At 40.3% G+C, this 18,007-nt stretch carries 17 protein-coding genes and 1 riboswitch; of the genes, 1 reads left to right on the forward strand and 16 read right to left on the reverse strand.

The window, feature by feature from the left end; genetic code table 11:
* Positions 1-149: 149 nt before the first annotated feature.
* The 11 genes from AC3ISB_RS20005 to AC3ISB_RS20055 form a co-directional block, all read right to left on the reverse strand.
* On the reverse strand, positions 150-1,271 hold the full coding sequence (locus tag AC3ISB_RS20005) for a Ger(x)C family spore germination protein (RefSeq protein ID WP_489274000.1): 1,122 nt from the start codon (positions 1,269-1,271) through the stop codon (positions 150-152).
* Positions 1,268-2,743, reverse strand: a complete 1,476-nt coding sequence (locus tag AC3ISB_RS20010) for a spore germination protein (RefSeq protein WP_489274002.1) — start codon at positions 2,741-2,743, stop codon at positions 1,268-1,270. The genes AC3ISB_RS20005 and AC3ISB_RS20010 overlap by 4 nt, the downstream gene beginning before the upstream one ends.
* Positions 2,740-3,822 (reverse strand): GerAB/ArcD/ProY family transporter, encoded by a 1,083-nt coding sequence (locus AC3ISB_RS20015; protein ID WP_480338543.1) that lies wholly within the window; start codon positions 3,820-3,822, stop codon positions 2,740-2,742. The genes AC3ISB_RS20010 and AC3ISB_RS20015 overlap by 4 nt, the downstream gene beginning before the upstream one ends.
* Before the next feature lie 240 nt (positions 3,823-4,062).
* On the reverse strand, positions 4,063-5,142 hold the full coding sequence (locus AC3ISB_RS20020) for a GerMN domain-containing protein (protein WP_098370036.1): 1,080 nt from the start codon (positions 5,140-5,142) through the stop codon (positions 4,063-4,065).
* A gap of 302 nt (positions 5,143-5,444) precedes the next feature.
* Positions 5,445-6,248 carry a glutamate racemase gene (gene racE / locus AC3ISB_RS20025; protein WP_403055961.1) on the reverse strand — a complete coding sequence of 268 codons (804 nt, stop codon included), beginning with the start codon at positions 6,246-6,248 and terminating at the stop codon, positions 5,445-5,447.
* A 10-nt stretch (positions 6,249-6,258) separates the two neighbouring features.
* A complete protein-coding gene (locus AC3ISB_RS20030) occupies positions 6,259-6,702 on the reverse strand; it encodes a MarR family winged helix-turn-helix transcriptional regulator (RefSeq protein WP_098370109.1) in 444 nt (147 codons plus the stop codon).
* A gap of 222 nt (positions 6,703-6,924) precedes the next feature.
* A complete protein-coding gene (locus tag AC3ISB_RS20035) occupies positions 6,925-7,149 on the reverse strand; it encodes a helix-turn-helix domain-containing protein (protein WP_028392149.1) in 225 nt (74 codons plus the stop codon).
* Positions 7,150-7,255: 106 nt separating this feature from the next.
* Complete coding sequence (locus AC3ISB_RS20040; RefSeq protein WP_430096656.1) at positions 7,256-7,735, reverse strand: acyl-CoA thioesterase; 480 nt, start codon at positions 7,733-7,735, stop codon at positions 7,256-7,258.
* A gap of 263 nt (positions 7,736-7,998) precedes the next feature.
* On the reverse strand, positions 7,999-8,772 hold the full coding sequence (gene sdhB / locus AC3ISB_RS20045) for a succinate dehydrogenase iron-sulfur subunit (protein WP_034308984.1): 774 nt from the start codon (positions 8,770-8,772) through the stop codon (positions 7,999-8,001).
* 17 nt (positions 8,773-8,789) lie between these two features.
* Complete coding sequence (gene sdhA, locus AC3ISB_RS20050) at positions 8,790-10,541, reverse strand: succinate dehydrogenase flavoprotein subunit (RefSeq protein ID WP_098370108.1); 1,752 nt, start codon at positions 10,539-10,541, stop codon at positions 8,790-8,792.
* Between the two features lie 70 nt (positions 10,542-10,611).
* Positions 10,612-11,220: a succinate dehydrogenase cytochrome b558 subunit gene (locus tag AC3ISB_RS20055; protein WP_098370033.1), complete on the reverse strand. Its 609-nt coding sequence runs from the start codon at positions 11,218-11,220 to the stop codon at positions 10,612-10,614.
* 383 nt (positions 11,221-11,603) lie between these two features.
* Here AC3ISB_RS20055 and AC3ISB_RS20060 point away from each other — a divergent pair, with 383 nt between their 5' ends.
* Entirely contained in the window at positions 11,604-12,074 is a 471-nt protein-coding gene (locus AC3ISB_RS20060) for a YslB family protein (RefSeq protein ID WP_141994376.1), read from the forward strand.
* A gap of 63 nt (positions 12,075-12,137) precedes the next feature.
* On the opposite strand, the gene AC3ISB_RS20065 is transcribed toward AC3ISB_RS20060, so the two are convergent.
* The 5 genes from AC3ISB_RS20065 to AC3ISB_RS20085 all read right to left on the reverse strand — a co-directional run bounded on the left by AC3ISB_RS20065 (position 12,138) and on the right by AC3ISB_RS20085 (position 17,917).
* The gene (locus AC3ISB_RS20065) at positions 12,138-13,370 is read right to left on the reverse strand and encodes an aspartate kinase (RefSeq protein WP_141994377.1); all 1,233 of its coding nucleotides are present in this window, start codon (positions 13,368-13,370) and stop codon (positions 12,138-12,140) included.
* A gap of 88 nt (positions 13,371-13,458) precedes the next feature.
* Positions 13,459-13,635: riboswitch (Lysine riboswitch) on the reverse strand.
* A gap of 61 nt (positions 13,636-13,696) precedes the next feature.
* Positions 13,697-15,469, reverse strand: coding sequence for an excinuclease ABC subunit UvrC (uvrC, locus tag AC3ISB_RS20070; RefSeq protein ID WP_218925103.1), 1,773 nt, complete (start codon positions 15,467-15,469; stop codon positions 13,697-13,699).
* Positions 15,470-15,572: 103 nt separating this feature from the next.
* On the reverse strand, positions 15,573-15,893 hold the full coding sequence (gene trxA, locus AC3ISB_RS20075) for a thioredoxin (RefSeq protein ID WP_328113193.1): 321 nt from the start codon (positions 15,891-15,893) through the stop codon (positions 15,573-15,575).
* A gap of 202 nt (positions 15,894-16,095) precedes the next feature.
* Positions 16,096-17,073, reverse strand: a complete 978-nt coding sequence (locus AC3ISB_RS20080; protein ID WP_098370029.1) for an electron transfer flavoprotein subunit alpha/FixB family protein — start codon at positions 17,071-17,073, stop codon at positions 16,096-16,098.
* Positions 17,074-17,143: 70 nt separating this feature from the next.
* Positions 17,144-17,917 carry an electron transfer flavoprotein subunit beta/FixA family protein gene (locus AC3ISB_RS20085; RefSeq protein ID WP_098370028.1) on the reverse strand — a complete coding sequence of 258 codons (774 nt, stop codon included), beginning with the start codon at positions 17,915-17,917 and terminating at the stop codon, positions 17,144-17,146.
* Between the last annotated feature and the right edge of the window lie 90 nt (positions 17,918-18,007).

The raw sequence follows: 18,007 nt of genomic DNA on the forward strand, positions 1-18,007 counted from the left end.
TAACTTGTTATATGTAAAAGCCGCTTCTTCTCCAGTGCCAAACGGACGAATTCAGCGCTGCCTTTCACGTTCAACAACTGCCGCTGAATTATCCAGATAAGTTTAGTCTAACACAACTCCCTCATCTGCAATAAGCCGTAACTTGTAATCTAACGTTTGTAATTTTCACTATGTTCAATATGGATATTAACTTTTATGTTATTTATTGAAGTCTTATCAAAGGAATTAATAATTTTATTATCCCATTTATTGACATGGTATCTGTATGCCTTTTCACTGATGTTAAAAAGGTCTGTATTTATTTTTCCCCCTGTCTCCAATGTCTTCAAAATATCTTCCTTAACTTTTATTTCTACCTTTTTTTCGATTTTTTCCATATCAAGGTCATCTATATTTTGTTTCAATATTCCATTTGCTCTAACCTTTAAATCATATAAGGGTTTCTTTTGCTGTTCCAACACCATGATGTTTGTATTGGGGTCCATGATTTCAACACTTACCTTTTGTTTGTTCAGCGAAAAGAGCAGCACTGTCGCCTTATTTTCAACCCATTTTAAACCTATCAAATCTTGTTTACTTACGAACCCTTTATATTGTTGTTTTGATAAAACATAGCCGCCATTCAACGTTGGTATCTTCTTTTCCTTCCCGCCCTCTGAGTAATGATGCTCATTTATGACCAAAGAGGGAATTAAAATGGAACCAACCGGTTGATAAAACTTCGAAACCAGTTCACTGAATTTTAACGGGGAAATGAAATAGTTCTCGTTAATAACGGTCTCTGGCCTTTGAATGATCGTGAATAAGTTAGGAAGATTAAAGAAACTATTACTGTCAAACACCTTTTTAATATCCTCGTTCGTAACGAACAGCCATGAATTGTATCGCAATAAGGGCTCTTTTCCTACATATTCAATGAAATCCTTCATTTTATTCTTGATTACACTCTCACTTAAAATGAAGGAGTTAATATGCCCGATATAAAGCGGTAATGCGGCATGTTGTTCTAATTCGGTAAATGCTTCCTCGATACTTTCCCCTTTACCTTCCCCAATGACAACAGTAGATCTTTCTTGTAATACAGCGGCCCCCTCTTGTTTTGCAATATCCGCAAAATTCAACGCTTGAAAGTATAAGATGAATTCACCCTCTTTATAATCGATCCCTAGGGCTGATCCATATGTTTGCGCTTGAATTTCCTTCATTCCCCAGCATCCTGTCGTCAGTAAAAGTTGACAGCCAATAACCATGACTGCAATTAACTTTCTCATTCGTTTGACTCCTTTTGAGGTTCATTATCAGTGGACTGTATAGCTTGATTCCGCTGCCTTAACATCCCATACGGTAGCCTAAATAAGACTTTTAACATATCCGATTTATTTGGTTTGGAAAGTGGATTCACAAAAGGCTGGCCGAAACTTTCCAAGGAAACCACAACAATCAAGATAAGGAATATTCCCATGAAGAATCCAAACAAGCCTAAAAACGCTGAACAGGCAAATATGAATAACCTTATAAGAACGATATTCCCAGCAATATTCTGATTGATTAAGGTATAGCTTGCGAGAACTGTAACAGCTATTATTACAAGCATGGAGGGTGAAGTCAGCCCTGCCCGAATCGCTGCATCACCTATGATCAACCCACCCAATACAGAAACCGTCGGACCTACAGCTTTTGGCAGGCGAAGACCAGCTTCTTTAAATAGTTCAAACAATATGATCATCATGAAAGCCTCCAACGAAGCAGGTATCGGTAATCCCTGTCTCGTGATTGAAATCGTCGCAAGAAGCGAAAAGGGAATTTGGTCGAATTGATAGGAAACTAACGCTATAAAAAAACCAGGTAACGCAACCGTTACAAATAAGGCGAATACACGAATGAGGCGCATGAAACTAATATAAAAAAAACTTGCATGTGCGTCATCAGCAGAATACAGTAACTGATTAATGCTGGTCGGTCCGATCAAGCATGTCGGATTCCCGTCCACCAGGATGGCAAAGCGCCCTTGATTCAAGGATTCAACAACAAAGTCCGGTCGACCGATATAATCCATTAAAGGGAAGATGGAAAGTTGAGTATCATATAGGAGTTCTTCAACTTGGTAACTGCTGACTATGATATCAACCTTTAATGAATCCAATCGTTTTTTAATATCCAAAAGAATCGAGGGATTAATAATGTCATCTATATAAAGTAGCAATATTTTAGTTTTACTTCTTTTCCCGATTGTATATTCAATGCATTTAAGTGTTGACGTTTTTAACCTTTGGCGAATTAAAGACATGTTATCCGATATATTCTCAACAAATCCATCTCTAGGTCCGCGAATGGAAGATTCTATATTGGATTCTTCCGGACTGCGCTTAGGGGAATTAGCTAATGGGGTATAGTAAATTTCATTAGAAGATTCATTAATAATGATTAGGTCTCCTGAAAAAAGAATGCTTTCTACTCTCTCTTTTAAATCGAAGTCTTTTTTTAGCGTACTGATCTCCATAATATTGCTTAATTGATCAATTATTAATTCGCCATTTTCTTGAACCGCTTTTGATATTGTAGGCAGTATCACTTCATTGATAAATTGCATATCGACTAAGTTTGGCGCATATAAAAACCCCAACAAATAACGACCTTCAGGATCAAATGTTTTTTTTCTTAAAACAACATCAGAGGAATGTTCGAACCATTTTTGGATTTGGTCAATGCAAGAAGGAGTTCCATTCAATTTTCCCTTCCTCATAATGTTTCACCTTTTCCTTTTCCCTTTTTTATAATAAGGAATAACAGTATAATTGCAGCACTTAAGAGAAACAGACTACTGATTGGAAAGTAATATTTGTATATAAAATAAAAAAATGAAGTGGCATCCCAATGGATTAGCGTCCCAAAAACAATCATTGAATATAGGGAAAGCAGTATCCACTTCTGATGTTTTGAATTTGAGATTAATTTATATCCTATAAATAAACATAAACTTATTCGAATCATGGCACCTGAAAGCCATTGGAAAATGGAAAGGAAATCGAGTCGAGTAATATAATAGCCAAACCTTAACAACTTCCACTGTTCATAAGCTGGATTCCTCATTTTCACTGCTTCCACAGAACCAAATTCTGCAATCGCTCCCATGAGGGGCCCTAACGAAAGCATGATTAAAATTACACCAACTAATAAAAGCCACTTGGCTTTTAGCTTATCTTTCAGGTAAGGAGTCAAAAATAAAAAAACGATAATTTCTAAATATCCTGCACTCGTATACAAAATACCATTTAGAGTATTGCGATACCCGCTTTCAAATATCGGGAACAATAATTCGTAATTCTTATTACTCGTATTCCCCAGCCCCACAAATATCCCCAAAAAAGTGACGAACGGAAGGAACAGGAGAGCCAAAGTACTTATGGTGCGTATTCCTTTATAAGTTGCAAAAATACAAATAAAAGTGAATAGGCTAACGACTACGATGTTTGGGATGTCATGAGTATAATTAGCTTTTGCCCAAATCACTGTAAATTTGACGGTAATGAAGGCGTTAAATATAAAGTACAACCCAAATGCTATAGTGAAAATATATGTAACAAAAGGTGTAGACCATTTTTTTAGAAAAGCGATTATATCTTCTTTATCTAGTTTTTTATAAATATAAAAAATAAATAGGGTCCAAACGATACAGGGAACAACACTAATTATGACACTTACCCATGCATCGCGTTGAGATGCGGTTAAGATATTGGGAAGGAGCAGGACATGTACCATGAATCCTGTATTCATAATGATTAAAACATAGATGTGTACAGCCTGAATTACCTTTTGATCCATAATATCCCCCCCATTGATTGCATTATTAAAAGTAATTTCCCCTTTTAAAAATTTATTTATGTAAAAACTTTCTCACGGTACAAGAAATTGCCAGGCAGGGGTATTAGTTTTCATCTAATGCAATAATTAAGATTTATACGACAGGGGCTCTAAAAGGGTGGTAATTCAATTCTGGAGGCAAAAAAATAAGAGACAGCTTCAGGCTGCCTCATTCTGCTATTTCTAATATAATATCGTTCCTTAAAAACTTCCTGTGTTGACTTTCTCTGGACGTACCACTGGTTCGGATAATTTCTTTCCTTCTTCATTAAGAACATCGGCGCTGCCCTGCACTTGTACTTCAACGCTTTCAATTCCTTTCTGTTCCGTTAAAGAAAGGACCAAGGCATCAAGGACTTCTTGTGATACCTTTTTCTCTTTAAAGCTTCCAAGGATATTTTCGTTAAAATTGAGGCTGACCTTACCTTCTGCCACTTTAGGCTCGTCAAGTAAAGCTACATCACTCATGAACCCTGTTTGCAGGCTAGAACCCGAAGGACTCTTCGTTAATTCCTTAATGACTGCTGTTACATTATCAGACACTGTTTCACTGATCCTGCGCGTCACCGGAACATAATAAGTATACTCTTCGTCACCGCCTACATAATAAACGGTCAATGCTTTTGTATTGGAAATGTCGACTACGTCACTCGTATCGATATTGATTCCTGACGACCTTGAGATATTTTCATCTATCGGTGTGCCATTGACCGGCATTTCGGAAATATCTTCCCCATTGATTCTCATTTGGATTTTATCGACCGAGTCGAATTGTGTCAGGGTCCATGTAATGGCTTGAAGGATTTTAAGTTCATCCTCTTTCTGATAGTTTTTGAACTCCGGTGAAAAGTCCGCTACAGCCACTCCATCTTTAATGTTCACGCTTATTTGGGTATCGGCAGGAATGACGGCCCTGAACCCATTTGGAAGTTTATCCGTGACTGGTCCGTTACTGACAAGGTAATCAAGGGCCTGTTTAGCGACAGCTTCCGATTTAGGAAGTTCCAATGTCTGTGGAACCACATACCCGCTTTTATCAATTAAATATAACTCCGTCTTCACCGTTTTTGATTCAACAGCACCTTCTTCTCCATCAGCCGCTGGCTTTTCCTCACCATTCATTTCTGTTTCTTTCAAAGAAGATTCATCCTCGACTAAAGAAACATCCTTTGGAGGATCAATTTCCTTTTTCTCTTCACCGCCAAATAATCCGCAGCCCGAAAGCCAAAAAGAAGATGCCAGAATGGTCACAACCATTGTTACTTTTGATTTATTGGACATAAAATCACTCCTAGGACAGTTTGTACTCCTATTTATACGAGCCCTAGGGGAAAATAGACCAATTATTTTTCTCTCTGATAATGAGCCGGGCAACTTGCCCGTATTGCTGTATCTTTGTCAGCTTCATTGGAATTTCAAGAAATCCTGATTGGAACAATCGAATCCCTTTCCCTTCTGTCCCTTACAGCCAATCTATGCTTCCATCTTCTCTAGCGATATATCCTTCCTGGCTTGCAGCTATATACATAACAATATATTTTCATTTTTCCCCTCCGAAAAAAAAAGACTTCCAAATGGAAGCCTTATAAGTGATCAATTTTAATTGTTTCGATGTCATTGACATGAATACCGAGCCAGCTCGACGCGATGGAACCAAACATATCTCTTGAACCGGTTGTGTAAAAGTGATGAACTGGACGGAGCTTGCTTTTATTGATTAATTTATAGTAATCCAAAATGACACTTGCCTCACGGGCCGTCTCTTCCCCAGAAGAAATGACTTGTACTTCATCCCCCATATAGGAAGAGATCACAGGCCCCAGCAGTGGATAATGGGTACAGCCAAGGATCAATGTGTCGATCTTTGTTTTCTTCAACGGGTTCAAGGTTTGGGCCACGACCCTATTGACGATACCCCCTTGAAACTCCCCGCTTTCCACGATTGGGACAAATTTCGGGCATGCTAAACTATCTACTTTCACATCGGAATTGATGGAGGCAAGAGCGTCGTCATAAGCTTTGCTTTTTACCGTGCCTTCCGTACCAATAACGCCAATATGCAAGGAATCAGAAACTTTCAATGCCGCCCTTGCCCCTGGATGAATGACACCCAACACAGGAATCGGCAGTATTGCCCTGATCTCATCCAGTACAGCTGCAGTCGCCGTATTGCAAGCGATGATCAGCATTTTTATATCCTTCTTCATCAAGAACCTCGTCATCTGCCATGTGAAGGTTTGGACATCTTTTTTAGTCCTCGGCCCATAAGGGCATCTTGCTGTATCACCTAAGTAAATTATATTTTCATTTGGAAGCTGACGCATGACTTCTTTAGCTACTGTCAAGCCGCCTACCCCTGAATCAATGATGCCTATCGGTTGTTTCAAAAAACTCGCCTCATTTTTCTTTCATTTCTAGATGTAGTTTTGCTAGAATCCCTTTGAGGGACCTGATGTCAGATTCGTTAAAATTGACTAACACGCCACTCAAGTACTGCTGCCGTTTATTAATTACTTCTTCGATAATCCGTTCACCTTCTTCAAGAAGGTGAATTCGAACCACACGCCGGTCCTTTTCATCCCTGACACGCTGAACAAGCTGATGTTTCTCCATGCGGTCAATCAGGTCCGTCGTTGTGCTGAAGGCGAGAAACATCTTCGTGGACAATTCGCCAATCGTCATGTCGCCTGATTCAAAAAGCCATTGCAAAGCCACGAATTGAGGAATGGTAATTTTATAATCATGGAGAATTTCTCTTCCCCTTTGTTTAAGCCATGTCGATACATAGCGCAATTCCCTCTCGATATCGGCTACATATGCCGCCTGCTTCTCTTCATCCATACACACAGCTCCCCACTTCATGAAACTTATCATACTACCATTTTGGATGAAAGTGAAATGATTTTCAAGATTGATTGCATGGAAGCATAATGAAACCCCATACATAAAAATAAGCAGCATCCAAAGAAGTCAAAACAACCAAGTTGCTTTGCCCTTCCTCATATGCTGCCAATAAACGGGAGAGAAATTATTTATAAGGCTTACGTATTAAGAGTTAACACATTAAAGCTTAAGTTCTCCCATACGAAGGAGTTCTATGACTGCCTGCGAACGTCCTTTAACTCCAAGCTTCTGCATCGCATTCGAAATATGGTTTCGAACTGTTTTTTCGCTAATAAACAATTCACCTGCGATTTCTTTTGTTGTTTTGTCTTGTACTAGTAACTCAAATACTTCTTTTTCTCTTTTGGTGAGTAGTGGCTTATGAGTGAATTCGTTCTCCTTCAAGTAATGTTACCCTCCTTGCCTTCACCAGCATAAAACCCGGAGTGGGTGTCTATTTAGTCAAGATATAGTATGTCGGCTGGGGCAATGGAGTGACTCTTTTACTTGTCTAAATGGAAATATTTTTAGGAATGTTCAGCTCTGTATGCCACATCGATCGCTTCATCTCTTCCGTCCAAGGTACTGGCTTTCCGTTGGCCTTGGAGACTTGTACAATCGTCCCCCTGCCCGTTAAACAAATTGAACCATCTTGTTTGGTCCCCATATAATGTATGTCCACTGAAGAATTTCCGATATGGTCAGCTTTCACATGAATTGTCAACTGATCATTGAAAAACATCTGCTTCAGGTAATCACACTGTAAATTTGCAACAACCGGCATCTCACCGCATTCAGCCGAGGTCCAATCCTTCATGAACCCCATACTGTTGAAATACTCAATCCGAGCCTCCTCAAAATAAGTAAAAGGAATCGTGTTATTCAAGTGCCCAAACATATCAGTTTCCGAAAAGCGGACCTTAATCTCATGTTTAAAAGAAAAATCATTGATCCACTCCGTTATATTATCGATATATGATATTCTGCCCAACTTGTGCACACCCTTTCTGAATTGAATGACTATTCACTCATTTTATAAGAAAACAGCGATAATGAAAAGGATTTTCTATCGGAAGCAGGTTAATTTTATCAAGCTCACTTCATTAATCAAATCCTTCACCGTTGGCTTGGTGCCGCATTTACACTTCGATCCTAAATCGTTATTACAATGTCGATTCCAACCAAGTCTACGTATGTAAAACAATGAAAAAAAAGAACCCATATCATATGATACAGGTTCTTTCATGTTCATTATTAAACTTCATCGCTGCCGAAGAAGTTACGGAATTGTTGGATCGTAGTATCACGGTTCAACGCGGCAATCGAAGTCGTTAAAGGAATTCCTTTAGGGCAAGACTGCACACAGTTTTGCGAGTTACCGCAGTTTGCAAGTCCTCCATCACCCATGATCGTATTTAAACGTTCAGCTTTGTTCATTGCACCTGTTGGATGTGCATTGAATAAACGAACTTGCGATAATGGTTGTGGCCCAATGAAGTCTGAATTGCTGTTTACGTTCGGACAAGCTTCCAAACAAACACCGCAAGTCATACATTTAGATAACTCGTAAGCCCATTGGCGTTTCTTTTCTGGCATACGAGGTCCTGGTCCAAGATTGTACGTTCCATCGATTGGAATCCATGCTTTTACCTTTTTCAATGAGTCGAACATACGGCTGCGATCGACTTGCAGGTCACGAACAACAGGGAATGTACGCATTGGAGCTAGACGAACCGGCTGCTCCAATTGATCGATAAGAGCTGTACATGATTGTCTTGGTTTACCATTGATAACCATTGAACAAGCACCACATACCTCTTCAAGACAGTTCATGTCCCATGCGATTGCTGTAGTGTGCTTGCCTTGTACAGTTACTGGATTACGACGAATTTCCATTAGAGCGGAAATTACGTTCATATTCGGGCGGTACGCTAATTCGAATTCCTCATCATAAGGAGCTGAATCCGGTGTATCTTGACGAGTTATTATAAAACGGACTGTTTTAGTCTCAGATTTAGTTTCAACCATTTTTTTGCTCCCCCTCTTTAGTGTTTCGTAGTGTAGTCACGTTTACGCGGTGCGATCAGTGATACATCAATATCTTCATAATGGAATTCAGGTGCTTGATCCAAGCCTTTGAATGTTGCCATAGTAGTTTTCATGAATTCCTCATCATTACGTTCCGGGAAATCAGGTTTGTAATGCGCTCCGCGGCTTTCGTCACGGTTTAACGCACCAATTGTGATTACACGAGCCAATTGCATCATGTTTTGCAGCTGTCTAGTGAATGCTGCTCCTTGGTTACTCCATTTTGCCGTGTCATTGATGTTAATTTTCTTGTAACGTTCCATCAGCTCAAGAATCTTGTTATCCGTTTCTTTCAGCTTGTCATTGTAACGAACTACAGTAACATGCTGTGTCATCCACTCACCAAGTTCTTTGTGAAGGATGTACGCATTTTCGTTACCATCAAGAGACATGACTTCATTCCATTTCTCCTGTTCTTGTTTTTCGTACCCTTCATACAATGAAGAAGGAATGGATTCTGAAGTTTTATCAAGGCCTTCAATATAATTAACGGCATTCGGTCCAGCGACTGAACCACCATAGATTGCAGAAAGAAGTGAGTTCGCACCAAGACGGTTACCGCCATGTTGTGAGTAATCACACTCACCTGCAGCGAATAAACCTTTGATGTTAGTCATTTGGTCATAATCCACCCAAAGTCCGCCCATAGAATAGTGAACGGCAGGGAAAATTTTCATTGGAACTTTACGAGGATCTTCACCCATGAATTTCTCGTAGATTTCAATGATTCCGCCAAGTTTTATATCAAGTAATTTAGGATCTTTATGTGATAGATCCAGGTAAACCATGTTTTCTCCATTTATGCCAAGCTTCATGTTCATACATACGTCGAAGATTTCACGAGTCGCGATATCACGAGGTACAAGATTACCATAAGCAGGGTATTTTTCTTCAAGGAAATACCAAGGTTTTCCGTCTTTATATGTCCAGATACGTCCACCTTCACCACGAGCGGATTCACTCATCAGACGAAGTTTGTCATCTCCAGGGATTGCTGTCGGGTGAATTTGAATGAACTCACCATTTGCATAATTTACACCTTGTTGATAAACGATGGAAGCTGCTGATCCTGTATTGATCATTGAGTTAGTTGATTTACCAAAAATGATTCCAGGGCCGCCGCTTGCCATGATGACTGCGTCGCCAGGGAATGATTTGATTTCCATTGAAGTCAGGTTTTGAGCTACGATACCGCGTGCTGTTTGCTCATCATCGATAACAGCTCCAAGGAATTCCCAGCCTTCATATTTCGTTACAAGGCCTTCAACTTCATAACGGCGAACCTGCTCGTCCAATGCGTAAAGTAATTGCTGACCAGTTGTTGCACCAGCGAATGCTGTACGGCTATGTTGAGTACCACCGAAACGACGGAAATCAAGAAGACCTTCCGGAGTACGGTTGAACATTACACCCATACGGTCAAACATGTGGATGATCGATGGTGCTGCTTCGCACATCGCTTTAACCGGCGGTTGGTTAGCCAAGAAATCTCCGCCATAAACTGTATCGTCGAAGTGGATGTATGGAGAATCCCCTTCACCTTTTGTATTTACTGCCCCGTTGATTCCGCCTTGGGCACAAACTGAGTGAGAGCGTTTAACAGGCACTAAAGAAAATAAATCAACCTGTTGTCCCAGCTCTGCTGCTTTGATCGTAGCCATTAATCCAGCTAGACCTCCACCAACGATAACTATTTTACCTTTACCCAATTCTGTCACTCCCTTATTTCCATTAGCCAAGCTATGTTTTTCCTAATACTTATAAATGAACTCTATCTTCTTATACGAAAGCGAAAATTGCGCTAACCCCTACATAAGAAAGAAGAACGAAAACGATCAAAGTAACGTAAGTCATGATTTTTTGCGATTTTGGTGATACTGTCAGACCCCAGCTCACTGCAAATGACCATAATCCATTAGAGAAGTGGAAAATTGTCGAAATGACCCCAACTAAATAAAATGCAATCATAAATGGATTAGAGAAAATCTCTGCCATCATGTCAAAGTCAACCTCTGCACCTAATGCTGCTTGAATTCTAGTTGACCAAACATGCCAAACAAGGAAAATCAACGTAATGATTCCGCTTAGACGTTGTAAAAAGAACATCCAATTCCGGAAAAATCCAAATCTACCCAAATTATTTTTAGCCGTAAACGCGATATAAATCCCGTAAACTGCATGATAAATCAAAGGTAAGAAAATGATGAAGATTTCCAAGAAATAACGAAACGGTATGCTTTCTAAGAAATGTGCTGCTGAATTAAATGATTCCGGTCCCTTTGTTGCCATATAGTTGGTAACTAAATGTTCCAACAAGAACAGCCCGATCGGAATAACTCCAAGTAGTGAATGAAGCCTGCGATTCCCAAACTCACGATTTTTTGCCACTAAGTGCCCCCCCTTAATTTGTGAAAAATCATGCAAAGATAATCTGGTGGCTACCTTTTATCTCCGCGTGAAAATATAGTATAGAGTCAGAAAACTCCTCTATACTCCCTTTACAATTATGTGACATGTCCATTTTACTCCTGACTTCTATGTGCGTCAAGAAAACGGATACAAGAAATCTCTTTTTCAGAATAGATTTTATTGGATTAAATTGTCTATTTTTTATCTGTCAAGTATATATTTTGGAGAAATTATTAATTAATCTATTAATATCTCGGAATAATTTCTCATTTTTTTCCAATTGTTATTTAAATAAATAAAAAACAGTATAATTTGCAAAAGAAATACGTTTATAATAGATTTACAGAAAGAGGCGATAAATTATGAAAAAAAATATTGCTGCTGCGATAGAAGAAGAGATTCATACTGAAGAAATTATAACTGAAGAATTCAAAGTTCCAGCTTTCGGGTACGAATTAATCAGAGAAGTTCTATTGAACGATATTCTCGGAAAAGACTCTAATCAAATCCTCTATTGGGCAGGTAAACAATTAGCAAGAAAATTCCCATTGAATGGCGATCAGGAAGTTATTGAATTTTTCCAAAGCGCTGGATGGGGCAATCTGGAAATCTTGAAGTATACGAAACACGAGATGGAATTATCCCTGACGGGTGAAATAATCAGCCGCCGCCTGGATTTACACCCTGATTGTCACTTCCAGCTTGAAGCCGGTTTCCTTGCCGAGCAGTTTTCACTGCAAAAAAAATTCCTCAGCGAATCAACGGAAGAAATCAAACGCCGCGCAAAAAAAGTGATATTCACCATCCAATGGGATCCCAGAGATCCAATCTAATGAGCCCTTAAAACAGACTTACCCTTTTTACCGGAAGTCTGTTTTTTATTGGACTCCTGAGACTTAAGCTAGCACATTTGCATGCTGACCAAGTTTAAATGCTTCATGAAGAGATTCAACCGCCTTCACCATTTCCTTTTCATTGACGACAGTCGAAACTTTAATTTCCGATGTGCTGACCATTTTCACCTGGATGCCTGTATTGGCCATCACTTCAAACATCTCGGCAGCCACACCGGGATTGGATACCATACCAGATCCGACGATGGACACTTTGGCCAACCCGCTCTCCGTTTCGACCCGGTCGAATCCCAATCGTTCTTTATTATTTTCCAGCACGATCAAGGCCGCTTCCGTATCTTCACTTTTTGTGGAAAAAGATAGATTGGTCGTATCCTCGGCGGTCATGCTTTGAATGATGATGTCCACATTAATCCGGTTTTTCGCAAGTGTCGTGAAGATTGTGGATAATGCACCAAGTGATTGGGGCAAACCATAAATTGTGACCCTCGTAATACTGTCTTCAAAAGCAATGCCGCGTACAATTAAGTTTTCTTCCATAGTTGCTTCCTCCTCAATGATTGTTCCTGATTCTCTCTCCATGCTTGAACGGACTTCAAGCGGAATTTGATAATTTTTTGCATATTCGACAGCCCTTGGATGAAGGACGCCCGCCCCCAGGGTGGCAAGTTCCAGCATTTCATCGTAAGAAATAGATTGGAGTTTTCGTGCGCCTTTTATGTAGCGTGGATCCGTTGTGAAAACACCCGTTACATCCGTATAAATATCGCATCTATCCGCATTCAGCGCTGCAGCGATGGCAACCGCCGTCGTATCGGAACCGCCTCGCCCCAAGGTAGTGATTTCCCCATTTACATCGTTACCCTGGAAACCGGCCACGACCACTATTTTCTTCTCTTGAAGCTGAGCTTGAATCCTTGAAGCATCGATGTTTAAAATCCGGGCATTCCCATGAACGGATTCCGTTTGCATTCCAGCCTGCCAGCCAGTATACGAAATGGCTTCATGTCCTTCTTCAATCAATGCCATCGTTAACAGGGAAATCGTTACCTGTTCCCCAGTAGTCAATAGCATATCCATTTCCCTTTTGCTCGGGGTTCCGGAAATATCACGGGCCATGGAAACCAATTGGTCCGTCGTTTTTCCCATTGCTGAAACAACGACGACTACCTCATTTCCATTCTCCGCTTCCTCGATTACCCGATTGGCAACATTTTTGATTTTTTCTACGCTACCGACGGATGTTCCGCCGAATTTTTGAACGATTAATGCCATGCTCATGCACCCTCTCTACTTTTTAGGCAATAAAAAAAGCAATGAGAAATATCTCATTGCTGTGATCACATATCTAATACTGTAAACACAGTGAGATAGCTCTCCAGGGTATAAACCCTGACAATCCGCCATTTATTAAATGTCGGACCAGGAAAACAAGGTATGAGTCTTGTCTTCCTTCGGCGTCATCCCCTTTCAAAACCTTTCATGGAAGCTCATACTTCTCCAGGTTTTTACTCTTGAATTCCGCACCTCTATCAGCACTTTTAAGTTGTCTAGTTAAAAATTCCTTTTAATCATAGCACAGTGATTTATCGGTAGCAAGATTATTCTTGTAATTTTCTAACGATTCCCTCGGCTACCCCTTTTGGCATACCAGCTTCCATGATTTCCTCGACTGTTGCCTCTTTGATTTTCTTCAATGATCCAAAATGCCTTAATAATTGCTTCCTTCGTTTTTCCCCGACTCCTGGAATATCATCAAGCTGGGAGTGAACCGCATTTTTCCCGCGTAGCTGGCGATGAAAAGTAATCGCGAACCGATGCACTTCATCCTGAATTCTTTGCAATAGGTAAAATTCCTGGCTCCGTGAATCAAGAGGTACGATTTCAAGAGGATTTCCGATCATCAATTGCGATGTCCTATGCTTTTCATCCTTAATGAGGCCTGAAAGCGGAATATCAAGGCCCAATTCATTTTCCAAAATATCCCGAACAGCTTCAACATGTCCCTTTCCGCCATCAATGATGATCAAGTCCGGAAGCGGCAGCCCTTCTTTCAATACTCGTGAATACCTTCTTCTGACCACTTCACGCATCGATTCATAATCATCAGGTCCCTGGACCGTCTTGATCTTATATTTTCGGTACTCTCTTTTTTCCGGCTTCCCATCAATGAACACGACTAAAGCGGAAACAGGGTCACTTCCCTGGATATTGGAGTTATCGAAAGCTTCAATTCGATGTGGGGTGTAGATACCCAGTTGGTTCCCGAGGTTTTCCACAGCATTGATCGTTCTTTCTTCATCCCTCTCAATCAAAGAGAATTTTTCCTGAAGGGCGATGGAGGCATTTTTATTCGCCAAATTAAGCATGTCTTTTTTCGCTCCCCTTTTGGGATGAATCGTTTTGACCCCAAGCAGCCCTTCGGCCATTTCGGCATCCACTGATTCAGGCAGCAAGATTTCCTTTGGTTTAAAATGGTTCGTAATCTCGTAAAACTGACCTAGGAATGTGAGAAGTTCCTGTTCGGGTTCATCGTAGACCGGAAAAAGTGAAACATCCCTTTCTATTAATTTACCCTGCCGGACAAAAAATACCTGAACGCACATCCAGCCTTTATCATAGGCAAAGCCAAATACATCCCTGTCGATGAAATCGGTCGTCATCATTTTTTGCTTCTCCATCGTAATATCAATGTGGGCAATCTTGTCACGGAACTCCTTGGCCCTTTCGAAATCGAGCTCTTCTGATGCCAATAGCATTTTTTCAGTCAGTTCTTTTTTTATTTCAGTATGCCCGCCGTTCAAGAACCGGTTGATATCATCCACCATTTTTTTATATTCCTGTTCCTCTACTTCATATACACACGGGGCCAGGCACTGGCCAAGATGATAGTAGAGACAAACGCGATCCGGTAAAGTATTGCATTTTCTTAGGGGATAGATGCGGTCGAGCAATTTCTTCGTTTCGTTAGCAGCAAATGCATTCGGATAAGGACCGAAATATTTCCCTTTGTCTTTTTTTACTTTTCGCGTAATGATTAGACGTGGGTGGCGTTCCGCAGTCAGCTTGATGAAAGGATACGTCTTATCATCCTTTAGCATGACATTATATTTTGGATCATGTTTTTTGATTAAGTTCAACTCTAAAATTAGAGCCTCGATATTGGAAGAGGTGACGATGTATTCGAAATCCTCAATCTCATTCACGAGCCGAAATGTTTTTCCATCATGAGATCCCGTAAAATAAGAACGGACACGATTTTTCAACACCTTCGCTTTGCCTACATATATGATCGTTCCCTGACGATCTTTCATTAAATAACAACCAGGTTGATCGGGAAGAAGGGCAAGTTTATTCTTTATTTGTTGATTCATGCTTTCAGCCTCCTGTTCTCCCATTTTTACAATCATTATATATCAAGATAGCGAAAAAAGCTTCAAGTCCGCAGACTTGAAGCTTTTTTTAGCTAACTTACTATTACGCGTGTTTTGCAATAAGTTCAGCAAGTGCTTCTTTAGGTTGGAAACCAACAACCTTATCAACCACTTCACCGTCTTTAAGGACGATTAATGTCGGGATGCTCATCACACCGAATTTTCCTGCTGTTTCTTGGTTTTCATCTACATCCACTTTTACGATTTTTGCTGTATCGCCAATTTCAGTATCAAGCTCTTGAAGAACAGGAGCGATCATTTTACAAGGTCCGCACCACGGAGCCCAAAAATCTACAAGAACAACACCTTCGCTAGTATCTGTTGTGAAAGTTTGGTCAGTTGCATTTACAATAGCCATATATATTTCCTCCTCAAATTTACTCAAATAACTAAAGACAGTATACCATTGTTGCTCGAATCGATGCTAATATTTTGCTTCAGTGGTAGGATGTCCAAAATAAGAATAAATATGCAGGCCGAAGTCCTTGCCTCTTAGCCCAAATAAAGGGGCAAGACATGTATCGGCTTATGCCAAATGTCTTGCCCCCTTATCTGTATTATCTCTATTAAGCGTTAACTTTTAGTTTTTTGAATTCTTCCGTAAGTAATGGAACGACTTCGAAAAGGTCTCCGACAATTCCATAATCAGCCACATTGAATATGTTAGCTTCTGGGTCTTTATTGATGGCAACGATAACCTTGGAGTTGGACATCCCCGCTAAATGCTGGATCGCACCGGAAATTCCGCAGGCGATATAAAGGTCAGGTGTTACGACTTTACCCGTTTGCCCGATTTGCAAAGAGTAATCGCAATAGTCCGCATCACATGCTCCGCGGGAAGCTCCTACCGCTCCGCCAAGAACTTGTGCAAGTTCCTTTAATGGTTCAAAACCATCTTCACTTTTCACGCCCCGTCCACCTGCGATGATTACTTTCGCTTCTGAAAGGTCGACCCCTTCGCTAGCTTTTCTAACAACATCTTTAATGATTGTGCGTAAATCCTTAATGTCCACACTTAATGTAGAAACATCACCAGAGCGGGACTCATCTTTCGCTAATGGTTCGATATTGTTCGGACGGATTGTCGCGAATATCACGCCATCCGTAACAATTTTCTTTTCAAATGCTTTACCAGAATATATCGGGCGGGTGAAAACGATATTTCCACCTTCTTCTTCAATGGATGTAACGTCCGAGATCAAACCTGATTCAAGCTTTCCAGCCAATTTAGGTGCAAGGTCTTTTCCTAGGGCCGTATGTCCAAAGAAAATCCCTTCTGGCTTTTCCTGCTCGATGACGGCAAGCAAGCTTTGCGCATATCCATCTGAAGTATATTGTTTCAATTGATCATTCTCTACTGCCACAACCCGGTCTGCACCATACTGGATCAATTCATTTCCGAAATTTTGAACACTGTCACCAACTAAAACACCTACGATTTCCCCGCCATCTGCAGCAAGTTTAGCCGCACCGATAGCTTCAAATGATACATTTCTTAGTGAACCGTCACGAACTTCGCCCAATACAAGAAACTTTCTAGCCATTTATAAAAACCTCCTGTGCTCTATTTTTCATTTTTGTCGGGTGTGTTGTTTAGAAAAGTAGCGTTTAAGATTAAATCACTTTTGCTTCACTTCGTAATAATTGAACAAGTTCACTAACTTGATCACTGATTTCTCCGTCCAATACTTTTCCAGCTTCTTTTTTAGCAGGAAGGTAAATTTCAATCGTTTTTGTTTTTGCCTCAACATCTTCTTCTTCCAAATCCAGGTCATCCAATTCCAATTGTTCAAGCGGTTTTTTCTTCGCTTTCATGATTCCTGGCAATGATGGATAACGCGGCTCATTTAGCCCTTGTTGAGCTGTCACCAACAATGGAAGGGATGCTTCGATCGTTTCAGAGTCCCCTTCAACATCACGGATAACGCTTACATTTCCATTTGCGATGTCAAGTTTAGTAATGGTTGTAATATAAGGAATTTCTAAAATTTCGGCAACGCGTGGTCCCACTTGACCAGAACCGCCATCGATTGCAACGTTTCCTGCAATGATTAAATCGGCATTTTTACCTTTTAAGTATTCACCTATAATTTTGGCAGTCGTGAATTGGTCGCCATTTTCTATGTCGTCTTCTATATTTATCAATACGGCTTTGTCAGCACCCATTGCCAGCGCTGTACGTAATTGCTTTTCAGACTCTTCTGTTCCGACAGAAATAACCGTTACTTCGCCGCCTTGTGCATCACGTACCTGGATTGCTTCTTCAACAGCATACTCATCGTAAGGATTAATGATGAATTCTGCTCCATCCTCATTAATTTTCCCGTTGGATAGTGTAATTTTTTCTTCTGTATCAAATGTTCTTTTCAGCAGTACATAAATGTTCACGATAATACCTCCCGAATAATTTGAGTTTTGAAGATTATGAATTTTATTGATATATAGTATTGTTCTACAGATTTCATCAAAATCCTGCAT

This window comes from Peribacillus sp. GL_122, assembly GCF_057835005.1.